We start from the raw sequence: 14,735 nt of genomic DNA, 5'->3' as shown, positions 1-14,735 counted from the left end.
CCTCTTTGACACCGGACCACACCGTGAGCGCCATCGCCATCATCGACTTTGAAACCACCGGCATTTCTCCCAATATGGGCGACCGCGCCACCGAGGTGGCCATCGTCATGCTTGAAGGCGGGCAGGTGGTGGACCGCTACCAAAACTTGATGAATGCCGGGGTGCGGGTCAACAGTTTCATCACCCAACTGACGGGCATCACCAACGAGATGGTGCAGGCCGCTGTCCCGGCCGAGCAGGTGATGCGCGAGGCGGCCCGCTTTGTGGGCGGGCGGCCCATGGTGGCGCACAACGCGGCGTTTGACAAAAAGTTCTGGCAGGCAGAGCTGGCCCGTTGCGGAGAAGATGCGTCTCACCCTTTTGCCTGCACGGTGCTCCTGTCGCGCCGCCTGTACCCGCAAGCGCCCAACCACAAGCTGGGCACGCTGGCGGCGCTGCACCATTTGCCGTCGTCAGGCCGCGCCCACCGGGCGCTGGCCGATGCCGAGATGGCCGCACATTTGCTGGCGCAGATGCAGCACGACCTGAAAACCCGCTACGGCTGCACCCAGGCCGACCACGCTTTGCTGATGGGCTTGCAACGCACCAGCCGCCACATGGTGGGGCCGTATTTGAAGCAGCGGGCGCAGGGTTGAATAAAAGCGCATTTCAAGTCGCATTTAAACTCGCATTCAAAGTCGCAAAAAGATCGAGGAAACTCCTGAAAAATCCATATGCAACAAAGACTTGGGTGAATTTTCAAAGTCGCAAAAATAGCCGCAAAAATTGGCGCACATTTCACCCCAAACCCAGCGGCAACGCCGTTTTGTAGCGAACCTGCTTGAGCGCAAAACTGGAGCGGATTTTTTCCACACCCGGAATCGGTGACAGCTGCTCCAGAATGAAGCGCTCCAGCGCCGCCATGTCGCGCACTGCCACGCGCAGCAGGTAGTCGCTGTCGCCGGTCATCAAATAGCACTCCATCACCTCATCGTGCCGGGCAATGTGCGCTTCAAAGTCGGCCAGGGTTTCCTTGCTTTGGGTCTTGAGGCTGATGGAGATGAACACCGTCAGGCCCAGCCCCAGTGCCGCTGCACTGGCCAGCGCCACATAGCGCTGGATCACGCCGCCTGACTCCAGCGCCTTGACGCGTGCCAGGCACGGCGAGGGCGACAAGCCAATGCGTTTGGCCAGCGCCACATTGGACAGCGAGCCGTCGCGCTGCAGTTCGTCCAGTATCTTCAAATCCACGTTGTCCAGAACCATGTGCCGAATCCTTTGCATTTTCAGCATATTGTGCTGCAAATCGGCTTTTTCGTAATCCAAATACGCAGCACATGCGCCGCACTGCCCGGTACAGTCCCATGCATGAACGCACCTTTTGAACCCCTCTTGCACGCGCTGACACAGGCCCACGACATTGACCCCGAAGAAACCGCCGAGTGGCGCGAGGCCTTGCTGGCCCTCATCGGCACCCAAGGCCCCGAGCGTGCCCGGCAAATTCTGGACGAGCTGGCCGTCGTGGCGCGGCAGCAGCGCACGGGTTGGCAGCCCGAGCTGAACACGCCTTACATGAACACCATCGCCGTCGATGAGCAGTCGGTGTTCCCCGGCGACTTGGCCACCGAAGAGCGGCTGGTGGCCATCATGCGCTGGAATGCACTGGCCATGGTGGTGCGTGCCAACCAGGCTTATGGCGAGCTGGGCGGGCACATCGCCAGTTACGCCAGCGTGGCCGATTTGTTCGAAACCGGGTTTCACCACTTCTTCCACGCGCGCACCGAGCAGCACAAGGGCGACCTGGTGTTCTTCCAGCCGCACAGCGCACCCGGGGTGTACGCCCGCGCTTTTCTGGAAGGGCGCCTCACCGAGGCGGACCTGATGCACTACCGCCAAGAGATCACCGCACCGGACAGCGGCGCACGCGGTTTGTCGAGCTACCCGCACCCTTGGCTGATGCCCGATTTTTGGCAGTTCCCCACGGGCTCCATGGGCTTGGGGCCGATCAGCTCGATCTACCACGCCCGCTTCATGCGTTACCTGACGCACCGCCAGCTGCAGGACTGCAGCGGCCGCAAGGTGTGGGGCGTGTTTGGCGACGGCGAGATGGACGAGCCCGAGAGCATGAGCGCCCTGACCTTGGCCGCGCGCGAAAAACTCGACAACCTGGTGTGGGTGGTCAACTGCAATTTGCAGCGCCTGGACGGCCCGGTGCGCGGCAACGGCCGCATCATCGACGAGCTGGAGAAACTGTTTGCGGGCGCTGGCTGGAACGTGATCAAGCTGGTCTGGGGCAGCGACTGGGACGGTCTGCTGGCACGCGACACCTCGGGCGCTTTGCTGCGCGCTTTTGCCAACACGGTAGACGGCCAGATGCAGACCTTTGCCGCCAAAGACGGACGCTTCAACCGCGAAAATTTCTTTGGACAGAACGAAGAACTGGCGCGGCTGGCGCAGGGCATGACCGACGAGCAGATCGATCGGCTCAAGCGCGGTGGCCACGACATCGTGAAAATCCACGCGGCGTATGCAGCGGCGGCTGCGCACCGCGGCCAGCCCACGGTGATCCTGGCGCACACCAAAAAAGGTTTTGGCATGGGCAGCGCGGGCCAGGGCAAGATGACCACGCACAGCCAAAAGAAGTTCGACGAGCAAGACCTGATCGACTACCGCAACCGCTTTGACCTGCCGCTGAGCGACGAGCAGGCCAAGGGCTTGGCCTTTTACAAACCCACCGACGACAGCGCCGAGATGCGCTACCTGCGCGAGCACCGCGCCCGCTTGGGCGGCAGCTTGCCCAAGCGCGAGACCGCCTGCGACCGCTTACCCGTGCCCGCACTCGCCAGCTACGGGCAGTTTGCGCTGCAGGCCGATGGCAAGGACATGAGCACCACCATGGCCTTTGTGCGCATGCTGGGCAACCTGCTCAAAGACCCGCAGCTCGGCCCGCGCATCGTGCCCATCGTGGCCGACGAGGCGCGCACCTTCGGCATGGCCAACCTGTTCAAACAGGTGGGCATTTACAGCAGCGTGGGCCAGCGTTACGCGCCCGAAGACATCGGCTCGGTGCTGAGCTACCGCGAAGCCACCGACGGCCAGATTCTGGAAGAAGGCATCAGCGAAGCGGGCGCGATCGCCAGCTGGACGGCCGCGGCCACCAGCTACAGCGTGCACGGCCTGGCCATGCTGCCCTTCTACATTTATTACTCGATGTTCGGCTTTCAGCGCGTGGGCGACGCCATCTGGGCCGCCGCCGACCAGCGGGCACGCGGCTTTTTGCTGGGCGCAACCTCAGGCCGCACCACCTTGGGCGGCGAGGGCCTGCAGCACCAAGACGGCAGCAGCCACTTGGTGGCGGCCACCATCCCCAACTGCAAGGCCTACGACCCGGCCTTTGCGGGCGAGCTGGCGGTGATTCTGGACGCGGGCATGCGCGAGATGGTCGAGCAGCAAGCCGACGTGTTTTATTACGTGACCCTGATGAACGAAAACTACGCCCAGCCCAATTTGCCCGAGGGGGCTGAGCGTTGTGTGTTGCGGGGGGGTTACCACTTTGGCGCTTATGGTCCCACTGATGGACCCGCGAATGGTCCCACCGATGCTTCGGCGAAGGGCCAGCGCGTGACGCTTCTTGGCTCGGGGGCGATCCTCACCGAGGTCATCCAGGCCGCCGAGCAACTGGCCGCGCAGGGCGTGGGGGTGGACGTGTACAGCATCACCAGCTGGAGCGAGCTGGCACGCGACGGCATGGCGAATGAGGCCAGCGGCGATGCACCTTACTTGAGCCGCTTGCTGGCCCCCAGTGCGGGCCCCATCGTGGCTGCCAGCGACTATGTGCGGGCCGTGCCTGAGAGCGTGCGAGCCTACCTGCCCGAAGGCCGCCGCTACCGCACGCTCGGCACCGACGGCTTTGGCCGCAGCGACACCCGCGCCGCACTGCGCCGCTTCTTTGCGGTAGACGCGGGCAGCATCGCACAGGCGGCTTGGCGGGCGCTGGGGGAGTGAGGCTTCAAAGGTAGCGGGACGATCGTTTCAAAGCGCAGTGCCTTCAGGCCTCACGGGCCTGAAGGCACCGGCCCTGGGCGGCTTAACCCACGGCATATCTGCAGGCCGACAGTCCTGCGCTGTGTGCGCGGTTTCCGATCGTGATCGCGCACTTGCGACAACGCCATCGCAACCAATGGCCGCACCAACACCGGGCAAAAGCTGCTGGCGGCATTCGCGCAGGCGGAGCCAACCCCAATGGGTGTCGCCCATTTGCCCATTCGGAGTCTGGGTGCCCGCCCATAATCCGCCAATCTTCAGCCCTCCCGGAGTGCCCCATGCTCGACCCACAAGCCCAAGCCCTGATGACCCTTTTGAGCGAAAAGGGCATTCCCCCGGTTTACACACAAACGCCGGTGGAGGCGCGGGCCGCCTACCGAGCGCGTCGCAGCTTCACCCAGCCCGATGCGCCCGAAGTGGGGCGTGTGCAAGACCTGCATTTCAGCCATTCGGGCGTTGACATTGGGGTGCGGGTGTACCACCCGACCGATGCCACGCAATCCCTGCCCGCGCTGGTGTACTTGCATGGCGGTGGCTGGACCATTGGCGATCTGGACACGCACGATGTGCTGTGTCGCTCGCTGTGCCAGCAAGCCGGTGGCGTGGTCGTGTCGGTGGACTATCGCATGGGCCCCGAGCACAAGTTCCCGGCGGCTTACGACGATGCGGTGGCGGCCTGGCAGTGGGTAGCGTCGCAATCAAAAGTGCTGGGCATTGACCCCGGCCGCATCGCCATCGGTGGCGACAGCGCAGGCGGCAATCTGGCGGCGGCCGCGTGTCTGGGCTTGCGCGATCTGGGCTGCAAGCCCGCCTTGCAGTTGCTCATCTACCCCAGCACCGTGATGGCCCCAGACACTGCTTCTTACAAGGCCAATGGCCAGGGTTACTTGCTCACACGCGAATCCATGGCCTGGTACTCGGGCAATTACCTGCGCAGTCCGCAGGACGCCCAGGACTGGCGCGCCTCGCCGCAGTTGGCCACCAGCCATGCCAACTTGCCTGCGGCCATGGTGCTGACGGCGGGCTTTGACCCTTTGCGCGACGAAGGCCTGCTGTACGCCGATGCCCTGAGCCGGGCCGGCGTGGCATCGCAATACATTTGCTTTGAGCGGCAAATCCATGGCTTCATCACCATGGGCCGGGTGCTGCAGGAAGCCCATGCCGCAGTGGCGTTGTGTGCCCATGCGCTGCGCATGGCCTGGGCTGTCGTCTGAGCTTGAAGATTCTCAGCCCTGCACCAAAGCCAGATAAGCCTGCCGGGTTTCGGGGCTGACGGCCTCCAGCGCCTGCTCATAACGGGTCTGGTGCTGCGCCACCATGCGGGCCGAAGCGATGGTCTTCGATTTGCAAAACCAGTGGCAGCTGTGCTGCATCAGGAACATCTCGCCCATCAGACGAAAGGCGCGCTCTTTCAGGCTCACGCCTTGCACATTGGCCACGGCCCGCTCGATGCCCTGGGCATGCACTTCCAGCATGCGGCGCATGTCGAACGTTGCTTTGGTCGAAAGTTGGTCAATGAAGGGCACCGCATATTTGAACGCCCGCGTCACGGGCGCAGGCAATTTGGCAAATTCACGCGCCAGATTCTGGAACTCGGCCGACAGTTGCTGTTCGGCCTGTGCTTGCAAGCCCAGGATTTGTTGCTGTCGCTCAGGCTGTGCCTCACCCAGCGCCCGCATGTAAGCGCCGGTGAGCTGCTCCATGTGTTTTTCGATCTGGTAGGGCCGCAATTGCTCGGCAAGCAAAGCTGTTCGTTTGCGCTGACCCAGGCCGTTGAGCCAATGGATACCGATGGCCAAAATGAACAGCAGACTGATGAATTCCATACATGCAATGTGTTCGGACCGAATTGGCCACAGTCCCAAGTGTAGTGAGCTTGGCCGCATCGGTTCCCCAAAACCCTTGTGTCAGCCGTGAATCACGAAGCGCCTGATCCACACAGCGCGCTCTCGCACACAGGCTGACCAATTGGAGTGTGGACTCTAAAGTGCTTACTTTTACTTGCCATATCACCCCCGCACTGTTCAAATTGCTGCATTGCAACAAAACTTTCCAAGGGTAAACCATGAACTTCAATACTGAACAATTCGCCGCCACTCAACAAGCCAACCTGAACGTGGCTGCTGGCTTGTCACAAACTGCTTTCGCTGGTTTCGAACGTCTGGTCGAATTGAACATGGCCGCAGGCAAAGCAGCCGTGGGTGAGTCTTTCGCCAACATGCAAGCCCTGATGGCCGCCAAAACCCCTCAAGATTTGGTGGCTGCACAAGCTGCCTTGGTGCAGCCCGCCTTTGAAAAATCGGTGTCTTATGGCCGTCACCTGACGGACATCGCCAACAGCACCGGTGCCGAATTCACCAAAGCCATCGAAAGCAAAATGGCTGAGTCCGAGCAAGCTGTCAAAAGCTTGGTTGAAAACAGCCTGAAAAACGCCCCCGCCGGTTCCGACGCCGCCGTGGCCGTGATCAAAACCGCTTTCGAAGCCAGCCAGAACGCGGCCGAAACCCTGAAAAAAGTGGCCAAACAAGCCGCTGACAGCGCCGAAGCCAGCATGAAGGCGGCCACCGCGCAAGCCGAAGCATCGGTGAAAGCCGCCATGTCCAAGGCCAAGACCAAGGCCTGAGTGACCATTGGATGAGCTGACCGCCAACCGGTTGGCTTTCTAAAATCAGGGTGTCTTTGGACACCCTTTTTTGTTTTTGGACTGCGCCCATGTCACTTGCCTCGTTACCGCCTTGCGCCCCCATTCTGCACATCGAAGGTGGGGTGGCCACCATCACCTTGAACCGGCCCGCCCAGCGCAACCGACTCGAAAACGCCGACCTCAAGACTTTGTTGGCACATTTTGAAACCGTCAACCGCACCGCTGCGGTGCGTGTCCTGGTGCTGACGGCCAACACCGACAACCAGCCCAAGCCTGTGTTTTGCGCCGGATACGACATCAGCGGCTTTGACGATCCCGGCCACGGTTCGACTTTTTTTGAAACCATTCCGGAAACTCTTGCCGCATTACGTCCTGTGACCATTTGCGCCCTGAATGGCAGCGTCTACGGAGGCGCCACCGATGTCGTACTGGCTTGTGACTTGCGGGTGTGTCTGGAAGACATCGAGTGGCGCATGCCCGCTACCGCACTGGGGCTGCATTACTACCCGAGCGGTTTGCAGCGCTATGTGGCACGTTTTGGGATGGCGGGTACCCGTCGCGCTTTTCTGACTGCACGGCCTTTCACGGCACGACAACTGGAGGCCATGGGTTTATTCGAGGCCTTGGTCAGCCCCACCCAATGGGACGCCACCTTGCAGGCGCTGGTGCGAGACATTCTGGCCTTGGCACCTTTAGCGGTCCAGGAAACCAAGAAATCTCTCCATGAAATCGAGACCGGCCAAGCCGATGTGGCCCGTTTGCGCGCGCGCGAGCACATGACGAGCAACAGCCTCGACTTCGCTGAAGGCAGGGCTGCTTTTGCGCAACGCCGTCAACCGCAATTCGAAGGCCGTTGACTGCGCCTTGCAACCAGTCACACGAGGCCGCCCCTTTCGGGGCCAATCCATGTGCAGCTGCGCCATGCACCATGAACACCAAAGGTTTTTTGCCACGAGGCTTGGTGTCACGCGCCATGACCCAGCCGATTCCACTGACACTGCTGGCAACGGGTTGCGTCAGCGCTGACCTGCCGTCCAGGCTGTGCCCATGGAAGCCATCATGACCATCACGATCGCCAAACCCTGCATGGCCGTTAGATGCTCCGCAAGCACCAGCCAGCCCGCCAATGCGCCCACAGCAGGCTCCAGACTCAGCAAAATACTGAACGTGTTTTTAGGCAGATGGTTCAATGCGAACATCTCCAAGGCATAGGGAATGGCACTCGACAACAAGGCCACCGCCAAGCCAGCCCACAGCCATTGCGGGTCTAACAAGGCGGTACCCGCATGCACCACACCGAACGGGGCCACCACGAATGCAGCCGCCAACATGCCCAAAGGGGTGGCAAGACTGCCATAGCGCAATGCCACACGTTGACCAAAAACAATGTAAAGCGCCCAACACATGCCGGCAGACAGTGCGAACAGCATGCCCCAAGGATCCAACGCCGTGGTGGCATCGGAGCCAGGCAAAGGCAACAACAAACCCAGGCCTATGGCCGCCAAGGCAACCCATAGCCAGTCACTGGGTTTTTTAGAGGTCCATACCGCAACGGCCAAAGGTCCCGTGAACTCGATGGCGATCGCCACGCCAAAGGGAATGGTCTTGATGGCGCTGTAAAACAACAGGTTCATCGCCCCCAAAGTCACCCCATAGAGTCCCAGCGGCCATGCATCTGCCCACACCCACTTTCGACGCCACGGCCTGAAAACGACCATCAACATCAGCATCGAAAACACTATCCGGTAGGCGGTCGTGCCTTCAGCACCCAGTGCAGGAAACAAGCTTTTGGCAAATGAAGTTCCCACCGCCAAGGACACCAAGCTGCCCAACAAGGCCAGCATGGCCCACATCCGCAAGTTCAAAAAAGCCTCTTTTCAATTCGATTTGGCCATGACACTTTAGCGCCTTGAGTGACGACCGTCTGTCCCGAATTTTCAAAATGCCGTTGAGCGCATGACACCGACGGGTTCACACCTCAGTTTATGCAGAAGGCAACCACTTCAAAAAGAAAGGCCGCTTGAAGCGGCCTTTCTTTCAGGTGGCACCGGAATATTCCGGCTTACCGCAATCAGCGCTTGACGCCCGTGATTTCGGCCACAACACGCCGGTTTGGCTGGTTGCAGGCAATGGCACGTGCGGTGGCGACACGTTCGCAGCCAGTCTTGACCAGTTCTTTGAAACTTCTTCCTTCAGAGGTCAGCCGTCCGGGTATTTTCATTGTTCTTTCAATGTATTGACGCACGGTATCTGCACGCTCTTTCGCAAGCCGGTCGTTGATCGCCGCAGATCCCAGTGGGTCGGTATGACCGACCAAATGAATGCGGTCTATCCGTTCATACTTTGTTTGAATACGGGAAACCATCTCGTCAATGGTGGCTTGTCCTTGATGGGTCAATCCCGCCATGTCCGATTTGGCAAATGCAAACAACACATCAACCATCAACACGTACTGATCCTGGGGCTGCATGACCGCTGCCTGCGCAGGGGCAGCGACACTGTCCACCTTGCAATCTTGCGCTTGGGTGACACGGGATACCGTGTGCACTTGCAATCTTGATTGTTTCAAGTCTTTCGACGCCTGCTCAACCGACACAGGTTTCAGGACCGGACGGCCTTCATCTTCGGTCACCAGAAGGTATTGTGTTTGTCCCTTGAGCAATCGCGTGGCTGTGACGGTGTCGTATTGATCGCGGGCTTTTCCACCCACCCGGTATTGACGGGCACCGACCTCCACTTCGCCCGTATCCAGACACAAAAAGTTGAACCCATCGGGTATCAGGGAGGTGTGGTACTGACCATTCACGAAGATGCTGGTTGCCCCTTCGAGCCGGGCGCTTTCACGGGTACGGTACATCACGATGCGGCCTTGACTTTGTCCCACGCCTTGTGACAAGGCATACAAACCCGACAGAACCTCGATTTTCGTATTGACGCCCTCTTGTTTGGTTTCAATGGTGACTTGTGCCTGCGCGGCCTGCACAGCCAACAAAGCGGCCAAGCCAAAGGCAAGCACCAGCTTGGACTTGCAAATCAGCAAGGCTGAATGCAAAGCAAGGCACGCATTTGCTCGCTGTATGACCACTGGGAAACGCGTGTTTTTGGGAGGATTGGAGTGCATGGATAAACGTCAGAATTTGGTGTTCATATTACTGAATAAAACCCGTTTGGATGCTACCCAATTGGCTAAGCCTAATGTATTTGACGTATTCAATCGTGAAAAATAGCTTTTTTGTTCGCATCAATGCCGCATGATGGGGTCATCTGCCGAACGGCTGAGTTCAGACCCGATCCAGCGGGCCTTCATGCCGTTCAGTGGTCGGCTCTTTGCACCGGTATGGATGCCATGATTTTGGGCAGATCAAGTCCTTTGCACTGACCCATGAGTTCAGCCGCATTGTTGACTGCCAACTTTTGATAAATGGTGGCTCGGTGCTTTTTGGCCGTACCGGGCTGTATGCCGGTCACTTCACCGATGGCTTTGTTGGTCAGCCCTTGAACAATCAACATGAAAACCTCTTTTTCACGTCTCGACAAGCCTGCCAATGAGCGTTTGAGGTTGTCGGTATGGATGAGTTCCTGATTTCTTTGGCTGTCAATGTCCAGTGCTTTGTCGATGACATCGCACAGCTTTTCGCGTGTAAAGGGCTTGAGCAGGAAATCCACGGCGCCCAGACGAAAAGCCTGGATGATTTCATCCCTGTCGCTTTCACCACTGATGAACACAATGGGCGTTTTTCTGCCTGCGGCGTCCAGTCGACCTTGAAGTTCCAAACCACTGAGGCCGGGCATGCGCATGTCCAGCAACACCACCGCAGGCGACATATTGCTGGATTTGTCCAGAAAACTTTGGGCGTTATCGTAATGATCGACCGTGTAGCCCAGCATGCTGAGCATGTCACTCAGGTAAAACCGCATGTCATGGTTATCGTCCACCAGATAAATGTGACCAAGCCTTTTTTTCATCGTGAATGACTTCAAAAACGGATAAATTCATCAAAATGAACAAATTTATTCGACTACCTAATTGGATAATTTTTAGTACATCATGCCACATTTTTAGACCATCATATGCATGGTTTATTTTGAATGAACTGCACGGGTTCTGTGCTGCGCAGGCACTTGACGGTCTGATCTGCAAACACACACGGTGCTGCTCAGCGTTGGCGGCTTAACCAGGCTTGGTATTTTTTCGGATCGACTTCTTGATAACGCTCTTTGTGCACGAGAAACAACTCTTCTTCTTGCAACCAGTGGGCGCTTTCCAGCAACTTTTCAATCACCCGCGCTTCGGGGGCTGTGTGCAGGGCGCGCTGGCTGGCTTCGAGCAGCCAACGGGCATTGTCCTGGCTCAAGCGGGTCGTGGTGACTTCTGCAAACAACGCCGCACCAGGGAAAAACCAGCTTCTTTGCGCTGCATCCAAAGGGTTGTCTCTCCAGACACTCCACCGTTGGTGTGCAGGCAAATAAATTTGACGCACTTGCGCATAGTCGTAAGCCACGAAAGCCAGCAAAGCCAAGAGGACCAGGGCGGTCGGACGTGGCCAGACCACATTGCGAACGGCCAAGGCCATACGCCCACCCAACAGCCACAGCGCAAGCACCACCGCCACCTGAAATGGCCCGTACCAAAGCGGGTATTCCAACATGCTGTGCAAACCGATGACCCCCAGCACCCCCCACGCCAACTGCATTTCCGTCCCTGAATGCCGCCAAGGCCGGGCGCGCAGCACGAGCCATGCCAGACCCACGAACACCATCAGGGCCGCAGGGATGCCCCAAACAAAGGCCACATGCAAGGGCAAATTGTGGGCATTTCCCAAGATGTCACAAAATCGCGGCCCCGTGTACGAGGTGATGTAGTGCGCATAACGAAGCTCATCCCAACCCCAACCCGTCCAAGGTTTTTGGTCGATCAGATGAAGCACATTGGACCAAAGAACCTGACGCTCACCACAGCCGTCCAGATTGACCATTCGGGTCAGTGCGCTGCCTGTCAATTGGCCTGTCAGATGCCCAAGGAGCTGCGGCAAGACCAAGGACGCCAGCAAATAGACCACCAACGTCGCTGCGCTCAGAATCCAAGTCGATGTGCCTGCTGGGGCCCGCCGGTGCAAAACCATCCAGAACACCAGAAACAACGCCTGAAGCAAGCCCGTGCGCGATGCAGTAGCGGCCAGCCCCAAAGCCAGCACAACCAGCATCCACAAGGCATGTTTGCGGGACAAGCCCCATGCATGCCACGCCAACACGGCGAACATGCCCATGGTCAACAAAGTAGCTTGCTGATTGCGCTGACGCAAATTACCGAATGCATCCCCTGAATAAACCGGCACATGCATGACAGATGCAAACGCATCCGCCAGCCCGAAAAACTGCACCAATCCGATCAAGCTGCTCAACAATGCGGCAATGGCCCAACTTTGAGCAACAACCCCGGAACTCAAATGACGCCAGTGCAGCATGACCAACGCCAAAGCAGCCCAGCTGATCAACCAAGGCACCAGGTTAGACAAAGGCCCAGGCGCAAAACTGTGGACCCAAGGGAACACCAAAAGCGCCACGAGCACGCGATGCTCGAATGTTGTGCTCAATACACGCAAGGGCTGCATCTGCTGCATGGGTTCAGCACGTGAACAAACGCCCGGTTAAACCGGGCATTGGAAGGCTGGAAAGTGTTTCAGCTGGCCTTGCACGAAGCCGGCAGGTATTTTTGCGGCAAGCCATTGGTGGCCGCAGGACCACAGCGCCAACTGGCAATGGCTTTGCCGCCATCGGTGCTGCCATTGATGGCGGTGTCACCCGTTTGCAGGGGCGTGAGGCTGATGGCGTTGGCTGAAGCCGATGTGCTGCCACGCAAGGCCTCATGATTGCCCACCACGGTGATGATGCCATTGCCATCCACACTGATGCTGGTGACATATTTGCTGGATTGGCTGGCACACACTTTCGGCAAACCGGCGGATACATCGGCTGAAGAGGCTGAGCCGATGGCCTCGTTGACCGCGGTTTTACAACCATTCACGGCCAACAGCATTTCGGAAACTTTGGCCCGTATGCTGTAGTCTTGATACGCTGGCAGCGCCAAAGCGCCCAAAATGCCAATGATCGCAATGACGATCATCAACTCGATCAATGTCAGTCCTTGTTGCCTTTTTTGCATGGCACTTACTCCCCTGAAGAATGGTCATTGATGGTAATCCATTCAACGATTGAACTCCAGTGCTGTGGATCGAGCCAATGTGGCGACCTCATCATGGACTGCTTTTGCGACGGCAAGCAGCCCATGATTCGGACAAGATCAGGCCGTGTCTGTGGAGGGCGTGCGGCGCGACAAGATGAATTTACCCAGCGCCAGCACCAGCAAAGCACCTGCAATGCCCAAACCGTAGCCCCAGGCCTTGTCTTGCGGCAGGTAGGCCACCAGGCCAGGATCGGTCTGGATCATGGTGCCTGCAATCCAGCCCAGCAGCATGCCGCCGGCGGTGATGATGATGGGGAAGCGGTCCATGAGTTTGAGCACCAACTGGCTGCCCCAAACGATGATCGGGATGCTGACCAGCAGGCCGAAAATCACCAAAGGCATCTGGTGGTCGGCGTTGCCCGAAGTTTGGGCGGCACCGGCGATGGCGATCACGTTGTCCACGCTCATGACCAAGTCGGCAATGATGACGGTCTTGACCGCGCCCCAGAGCTTGTCGCTGCCCTGGATGTTGCTGTGGTCGTCATCTTCATCGGGGGTCAGCAATTTCACGCCAATCCAGATGAGCAAGAGCGCCCCCACAAACTTGAGGAAGGGGATGGCCAGCAGCGTGAGCGCGAAAAAGATCAGGATGACGCGCAAAACAATGGCACCGGCAGTGCCCCACATGATGCCTTTCGTGCGTTGGTGATCCGGCAACTGGCGGCAAGCCAGCGCAATCACCACAGCGTTGTCGCCACCCAGCAGGATGTCGATCATGATGATCTGGCCCACAGCGAACCAGAAATGAGCGGTCAAAAATTCTTCCACGGTGTTCCTTTGACGCCGGTTCAGGACCAGCGAGTCATGATTTCAAAAAACGGAAAGCCGGATTGTCCCGCAGGACATCCGGCTTTGGCATTGTGGCTAACCACAGCCGCCATCTAAAGCGGCCTGAAGTTTACTTCAGCTGAGCTTTGAGCAATTTGCCCAGTTCAGACGGGTTGCGTGTGACGATGAAGCCGCACTCTTCCATGATGGCCAGCTTGGCATCGGCCGTGTCGGCACCGCCAGAGATCAGGGCACCTGCGTGGCCCATGCGCTTGCCGGGAGGGGCCGTCACACCAGCGATGAAGCCCACAACAGGCTTCTTCATGTTGGCCTTGCACCACATGGCTGCTTCGGCTTCGTCTGGACCGCCGATTTCGCCAATCATGATGACGGCGTCGGTGTCTGGATCGTCGTTGAAGGCCTTCATCACGTCGATGTGCTTCAAACCGTTGATCGGGTCGCCACCGATACCGACGGCGCTGGATTGGCCCAGGCCCACTTCGGTCAACATCGCCACGGCTTCATAGGTCAATGTGCCCGAACGGGACACGACGCCAATGCGGCCTTTGCGGTGGATGTGACCGGGCATGATGCCGATCTTGATTTCGTCAGGGGTGATCAGACCTGGGCAGTTGGGGCCCAGCAGCAGCGTGCGCTTGCCGCCAGCGGCTTCCTTGGCCTTCATTTTGTTGCGCACTTCGAGCATGTCACGGACTGGAATGCCTTCGGTGATACAGATCGCCAAGTCCAGGTCGGCTTCCACGGCTTCCCAGATCGCAGCGGCAGCACCGGCTGGTGGCACGTAGATCACGGACACGGTCGCGCCAGTTTGGGTGGCGGCTTCCTTGACGGATGCGTAGATCGGGATGTTGAAGATGGACTCGCCAGCCTTCTTGGGGTTCACACCCGCGACGAAGCAATTCTTGCCGTTCGCGTATTCCTGGCACTTTTCAGTGTGGAACTGACCGGTTTTGCCGGTGATGCCTTGGGTGATGACTTTGGTGTCTTTGTTGATGTAGATGGACATGTAGGTTCCTTGGTTGAGCGTTGGGCGTT

14 protein-coding genes are annotated in these 14,735 nt (G+C 58.6%); 5 read left to right on the top strand and 9 right to left on the bottom strand.

All coding sequences use genetic code 11. The features are described 5' to 3' along the window. Positions 1–23 precede the first annotated feature (23 nt). Positions 24–635, top strand: a complete 612-nt coding sequence (locus B9Z47_RS00535) for a PolC-type DNA polymerase III (protein ID WP_108329319.1) — start codon at positions 24–26, stop codon at positions 633–635. Between the two features lie 142 nt (positions 636–777). On the opposite strand, the gene B9Z47_RS00530 is transcribed toward B9Z47_RS00535, so the two are convergent. Further along, entirely contained in the window at positions 778–1,245 is a 468-nt protein-coding gene (locus tag B9Z47_RS00530; protein ID WP_108330006.1) for an Lrp/AsnC family transcriptional regulator, read from the bottom strand. 102 nt (positions 1,246–1,347) lie between these two features. Here B9Z47_RS00530 and mdeB point away from each other — a divergent pair, with 102 nt between their 5' ends. Continuing rightward, complete coding sequence (gene mdeB, locus B9Z47_RS00525; RefSeq protein WP_108329318.1) at positions 1,348–3,984, top strand: alpha-ketoglutarate dehydrogenase; 2,637 nt, start codon at positions 1,348–1,350, stop codon at positions 3,982–3,984. A 317-nt stretch (positions 3,985–4,301) separates the two neighbouring features. Beyond that, positions 4,302–5,237: an alpha/beta hydrolase gene (locus tag B9Z47_RS00520; RefSeq protein ID WP_108329317.1), complete on the top strand. Its 936-nt coding sequence runs from the start codon at positions 4,302–4,304 to the stop codon at positions 5,235–5,237. Between the two features lie 12 nt (positions 5,238–5,249). Here B9Z47_RS00520 and B9Z47_RS00515 read toward each other — a convergent pair whose 3' ends face one another. Next, positions 5,250–5,849, bottom strand: a complete 600-nt coding sequence (locus B9Z47_RS00515) for a hypothetical protein (RefSeq protein ID WP_108329316.1) — start codon at positions 5,847–5,849, stop codon at positions 5,250–5,252. Between the two features lie 239 nt (positions 5,850–6,088). Here B9Z47_RS00515 and phaP point away from each other — a divergent pair, with 239 nt between their 5' ends. Next, positions 6,089–6,646 (top strand): TIGR01841 family phasin, encoded by a 558-nt coding sequence (gene phaP, locus B9Z47_RS00510; RefSeq protein WP_108329315.1) that lies wholly within the window; start codon positions 6,089–6,091, stop codon positions 6,644–6,646. Between the two features lie 89 nt (positions 6,647–6,735). Continuing rightward, complete coding sequence (locus tag B9Z47_RS00505) at positions 6,736–7,524, top strand: enoyl-CoA hydratase/isomerase family protein (protein ID WP_108329314.1); 789 nt, start codon at positions 6,736–6,738, stop codon at positions 7,522–7,524. A gap of 159 nt (positions 7,525–7,683) precedes the next feature. Here the strand turns inward: B9Z47_RS00505 and B9Z47_RS00500 are convergent, their stop codons facing one another. The 7 genes from B9Z47_RS00500 to sucD form a co-directional block, all read right to left on the bottom strand. Continuing rightward, positions 7,684–8,511 (bottom strand): DMT family transporter, encoded by an 828-nt coding sequence (locus B9Z47_RS00500; RefSeq protein WP_108330005.1) that lies wholly within the window; start codon positions 8,509–8,511, stop codon positions 7,684–7,686. A gap of 227 nt (positions 8,512–8,738) precedes the next feature. After that, positions 8,739–9,668, bottom strand: coding sequence for an OmpA family protein (locus tag B9Z47_RS00495; RefSeq protein WP_158271592.1), 930 nt, complete (start codon positions 9,666–9,668; stop codon positions 8,739–8,741). Between the two features lie 311 nt (positions 9,669–9,979). Further along, the gene (locus tag B9Z47_RS00490) at positions 9,980–10,633 is read right to left on the bottom strand and encodes a response regulator transcription factor (protein ID WP_108329312.1); all 654 of its coding nucleotides are present in this window, start codon (positions 10,631–10,633) and stop codon (positions 9,980–9,982) included. 191 nt (positions 10,634–10,824) lie between these two features. Then, the gene (locus B9Z47_RS00485; RefSeq protein WP_108329311.1) at positions 10,825–12,288 is read right to left on the bottom strand and encodes a PglL family O-oligosaccharyltransferase; all 1,464 of its coding nucleotides are present in this window, start codon (positions 12,286–12,288) and stop codon (positions 10,825–10,827) included. Between the two features lie 59 nt (positions 12,289–12,347). After that, a complete protein-coding gene (locus B9Z47_RS00480; protein ID WP_108329310.1) occupies positions 12,348–12,830 on the bottom strand; it encodes a pilin in 483 nt (160 codons plus the stop codon). A gap of 138 nt (positions 12,831–12,968) precedes the next feature. After that, on the bottom strand, positions 12,969–13,679 hold the full coding sequence (locus B9Z47_RS00475) for a TerC family protein (protein ID WP_108329309.1): 711 nt from the start codon (positions 13,677–13,679) through the stop codon (positions 12,969–12,971). Positions 13,680–13,809: 130 nt separating this feature from the next. Beyond that, a complete protein-coding gene (gene sucD, locus B9Z47_RS00470) occupies positions 13,810–14,706 on the bottom strand; it encodes a succinate--CoA ligase subunit alpha (protein WP_090142737.1) in 897 nt (298 codons plus the stop codon). Positions 14,707–14,735 lie beyond the last annotated feature (29 nt).

This window comes from Limnohabitans sp. 2KL-1 (genome assembly GCF_003063435.1).
Lineage (GTDB): Bacteria > Pseudomonadota > Gammaproteobacteria > Burkholderiales > Burkholderiaceae_C > Limnohabitans_A.
The sequence above is the reverse complement of the archived record's forward strand: the minus strand, read 5'-3'. Positions and strand labels throughout refer to the sequence as shown.

What these genes read in the sequence shown, in the direction of transcription:
- B9Z47_RS00530 (WP_108330006.1), bottom strand. Translation starts at nt 1,245, where the DNA reads ATGGTTCTGGACAACGTGGATTTGAAGATACTGGACGAACTGCAGCGC.
- mdeB (WP_108329318.1), top strand. Translation starts at nt 1,348, where the DNA reads ATGAACGCACCTTTTGAACCCCTCTTGCACGCGCTGACACAGGCCCAC.
- B9Z47_RS00520 (WP_108329317.1), top strand. Translation starts at nt 4,302, where the DNA reads ATGCTCGACCCACAAGCCCAAGCCCTGATGACCCTTTTGAGCGAAAAG.
- B9Z47_RS00515 (WP_108329316.1), bottom strand. Translation starts at nt 5,849, where the DNA reads ATGGAATTCATCAGTCTGCTGTTCATTTTGGCCATCGGTATCCATTGG.
- phaP (WP_108329315.1), top strand. Translation starts at nt 6,089, where the DNA reads ATGAACTTCAATACTGAACAATTCGCCGCCACTCAACAAGCCAACCTG.
- B9Z47_RS00505 (WP_108329314.1), top strand. Translation starts at nt 6,736, where the DNA reads ATGTCACTTGCCTCGTTACCGCCTTGCGCCCCCATTCTGCACATCGAA.
- B9Z47_RS00500 (WP_108330005.1), bottom strand. Translation starts at nt 8,511, where the DNA reads ATGCTGGCCTTGTTGGGCAGCTTGGTGTCCTTGGCGGTGGGAACTTCA.
- B9Z47_RS00490 (WP_108329312.1), bottom strand. Translation starts at nt 10,633, where the DNA reads ATGAAAAAAAGGCTTGGTCACATTTATCTGGTGGACGATAACCATGAC.
- B9Z47_RS00485 (WP_108329311.1), bottom strand. Translation starts at nt 12,288, where the DNA reads ATGCAGCAGATGCAGCCCTTGCGTGTATTGAGCACAACATTCGAGCAT.
- B9Z47_RS00480 (WP_108329310.1), bottom strand. Translation starts at nt 12,830, where the DNA reads ATGCAAAAAAGGCAACAAGGACTGACATTGATCGAGTTGATGATCGTC.
- sucD (WP_090142737.1), bottom strand. Translation starts at nt 14,706, where the DNA reads ATGTCCATCTACATCAACAAAGACACCAAAGTCATCACCCAAGGCATC.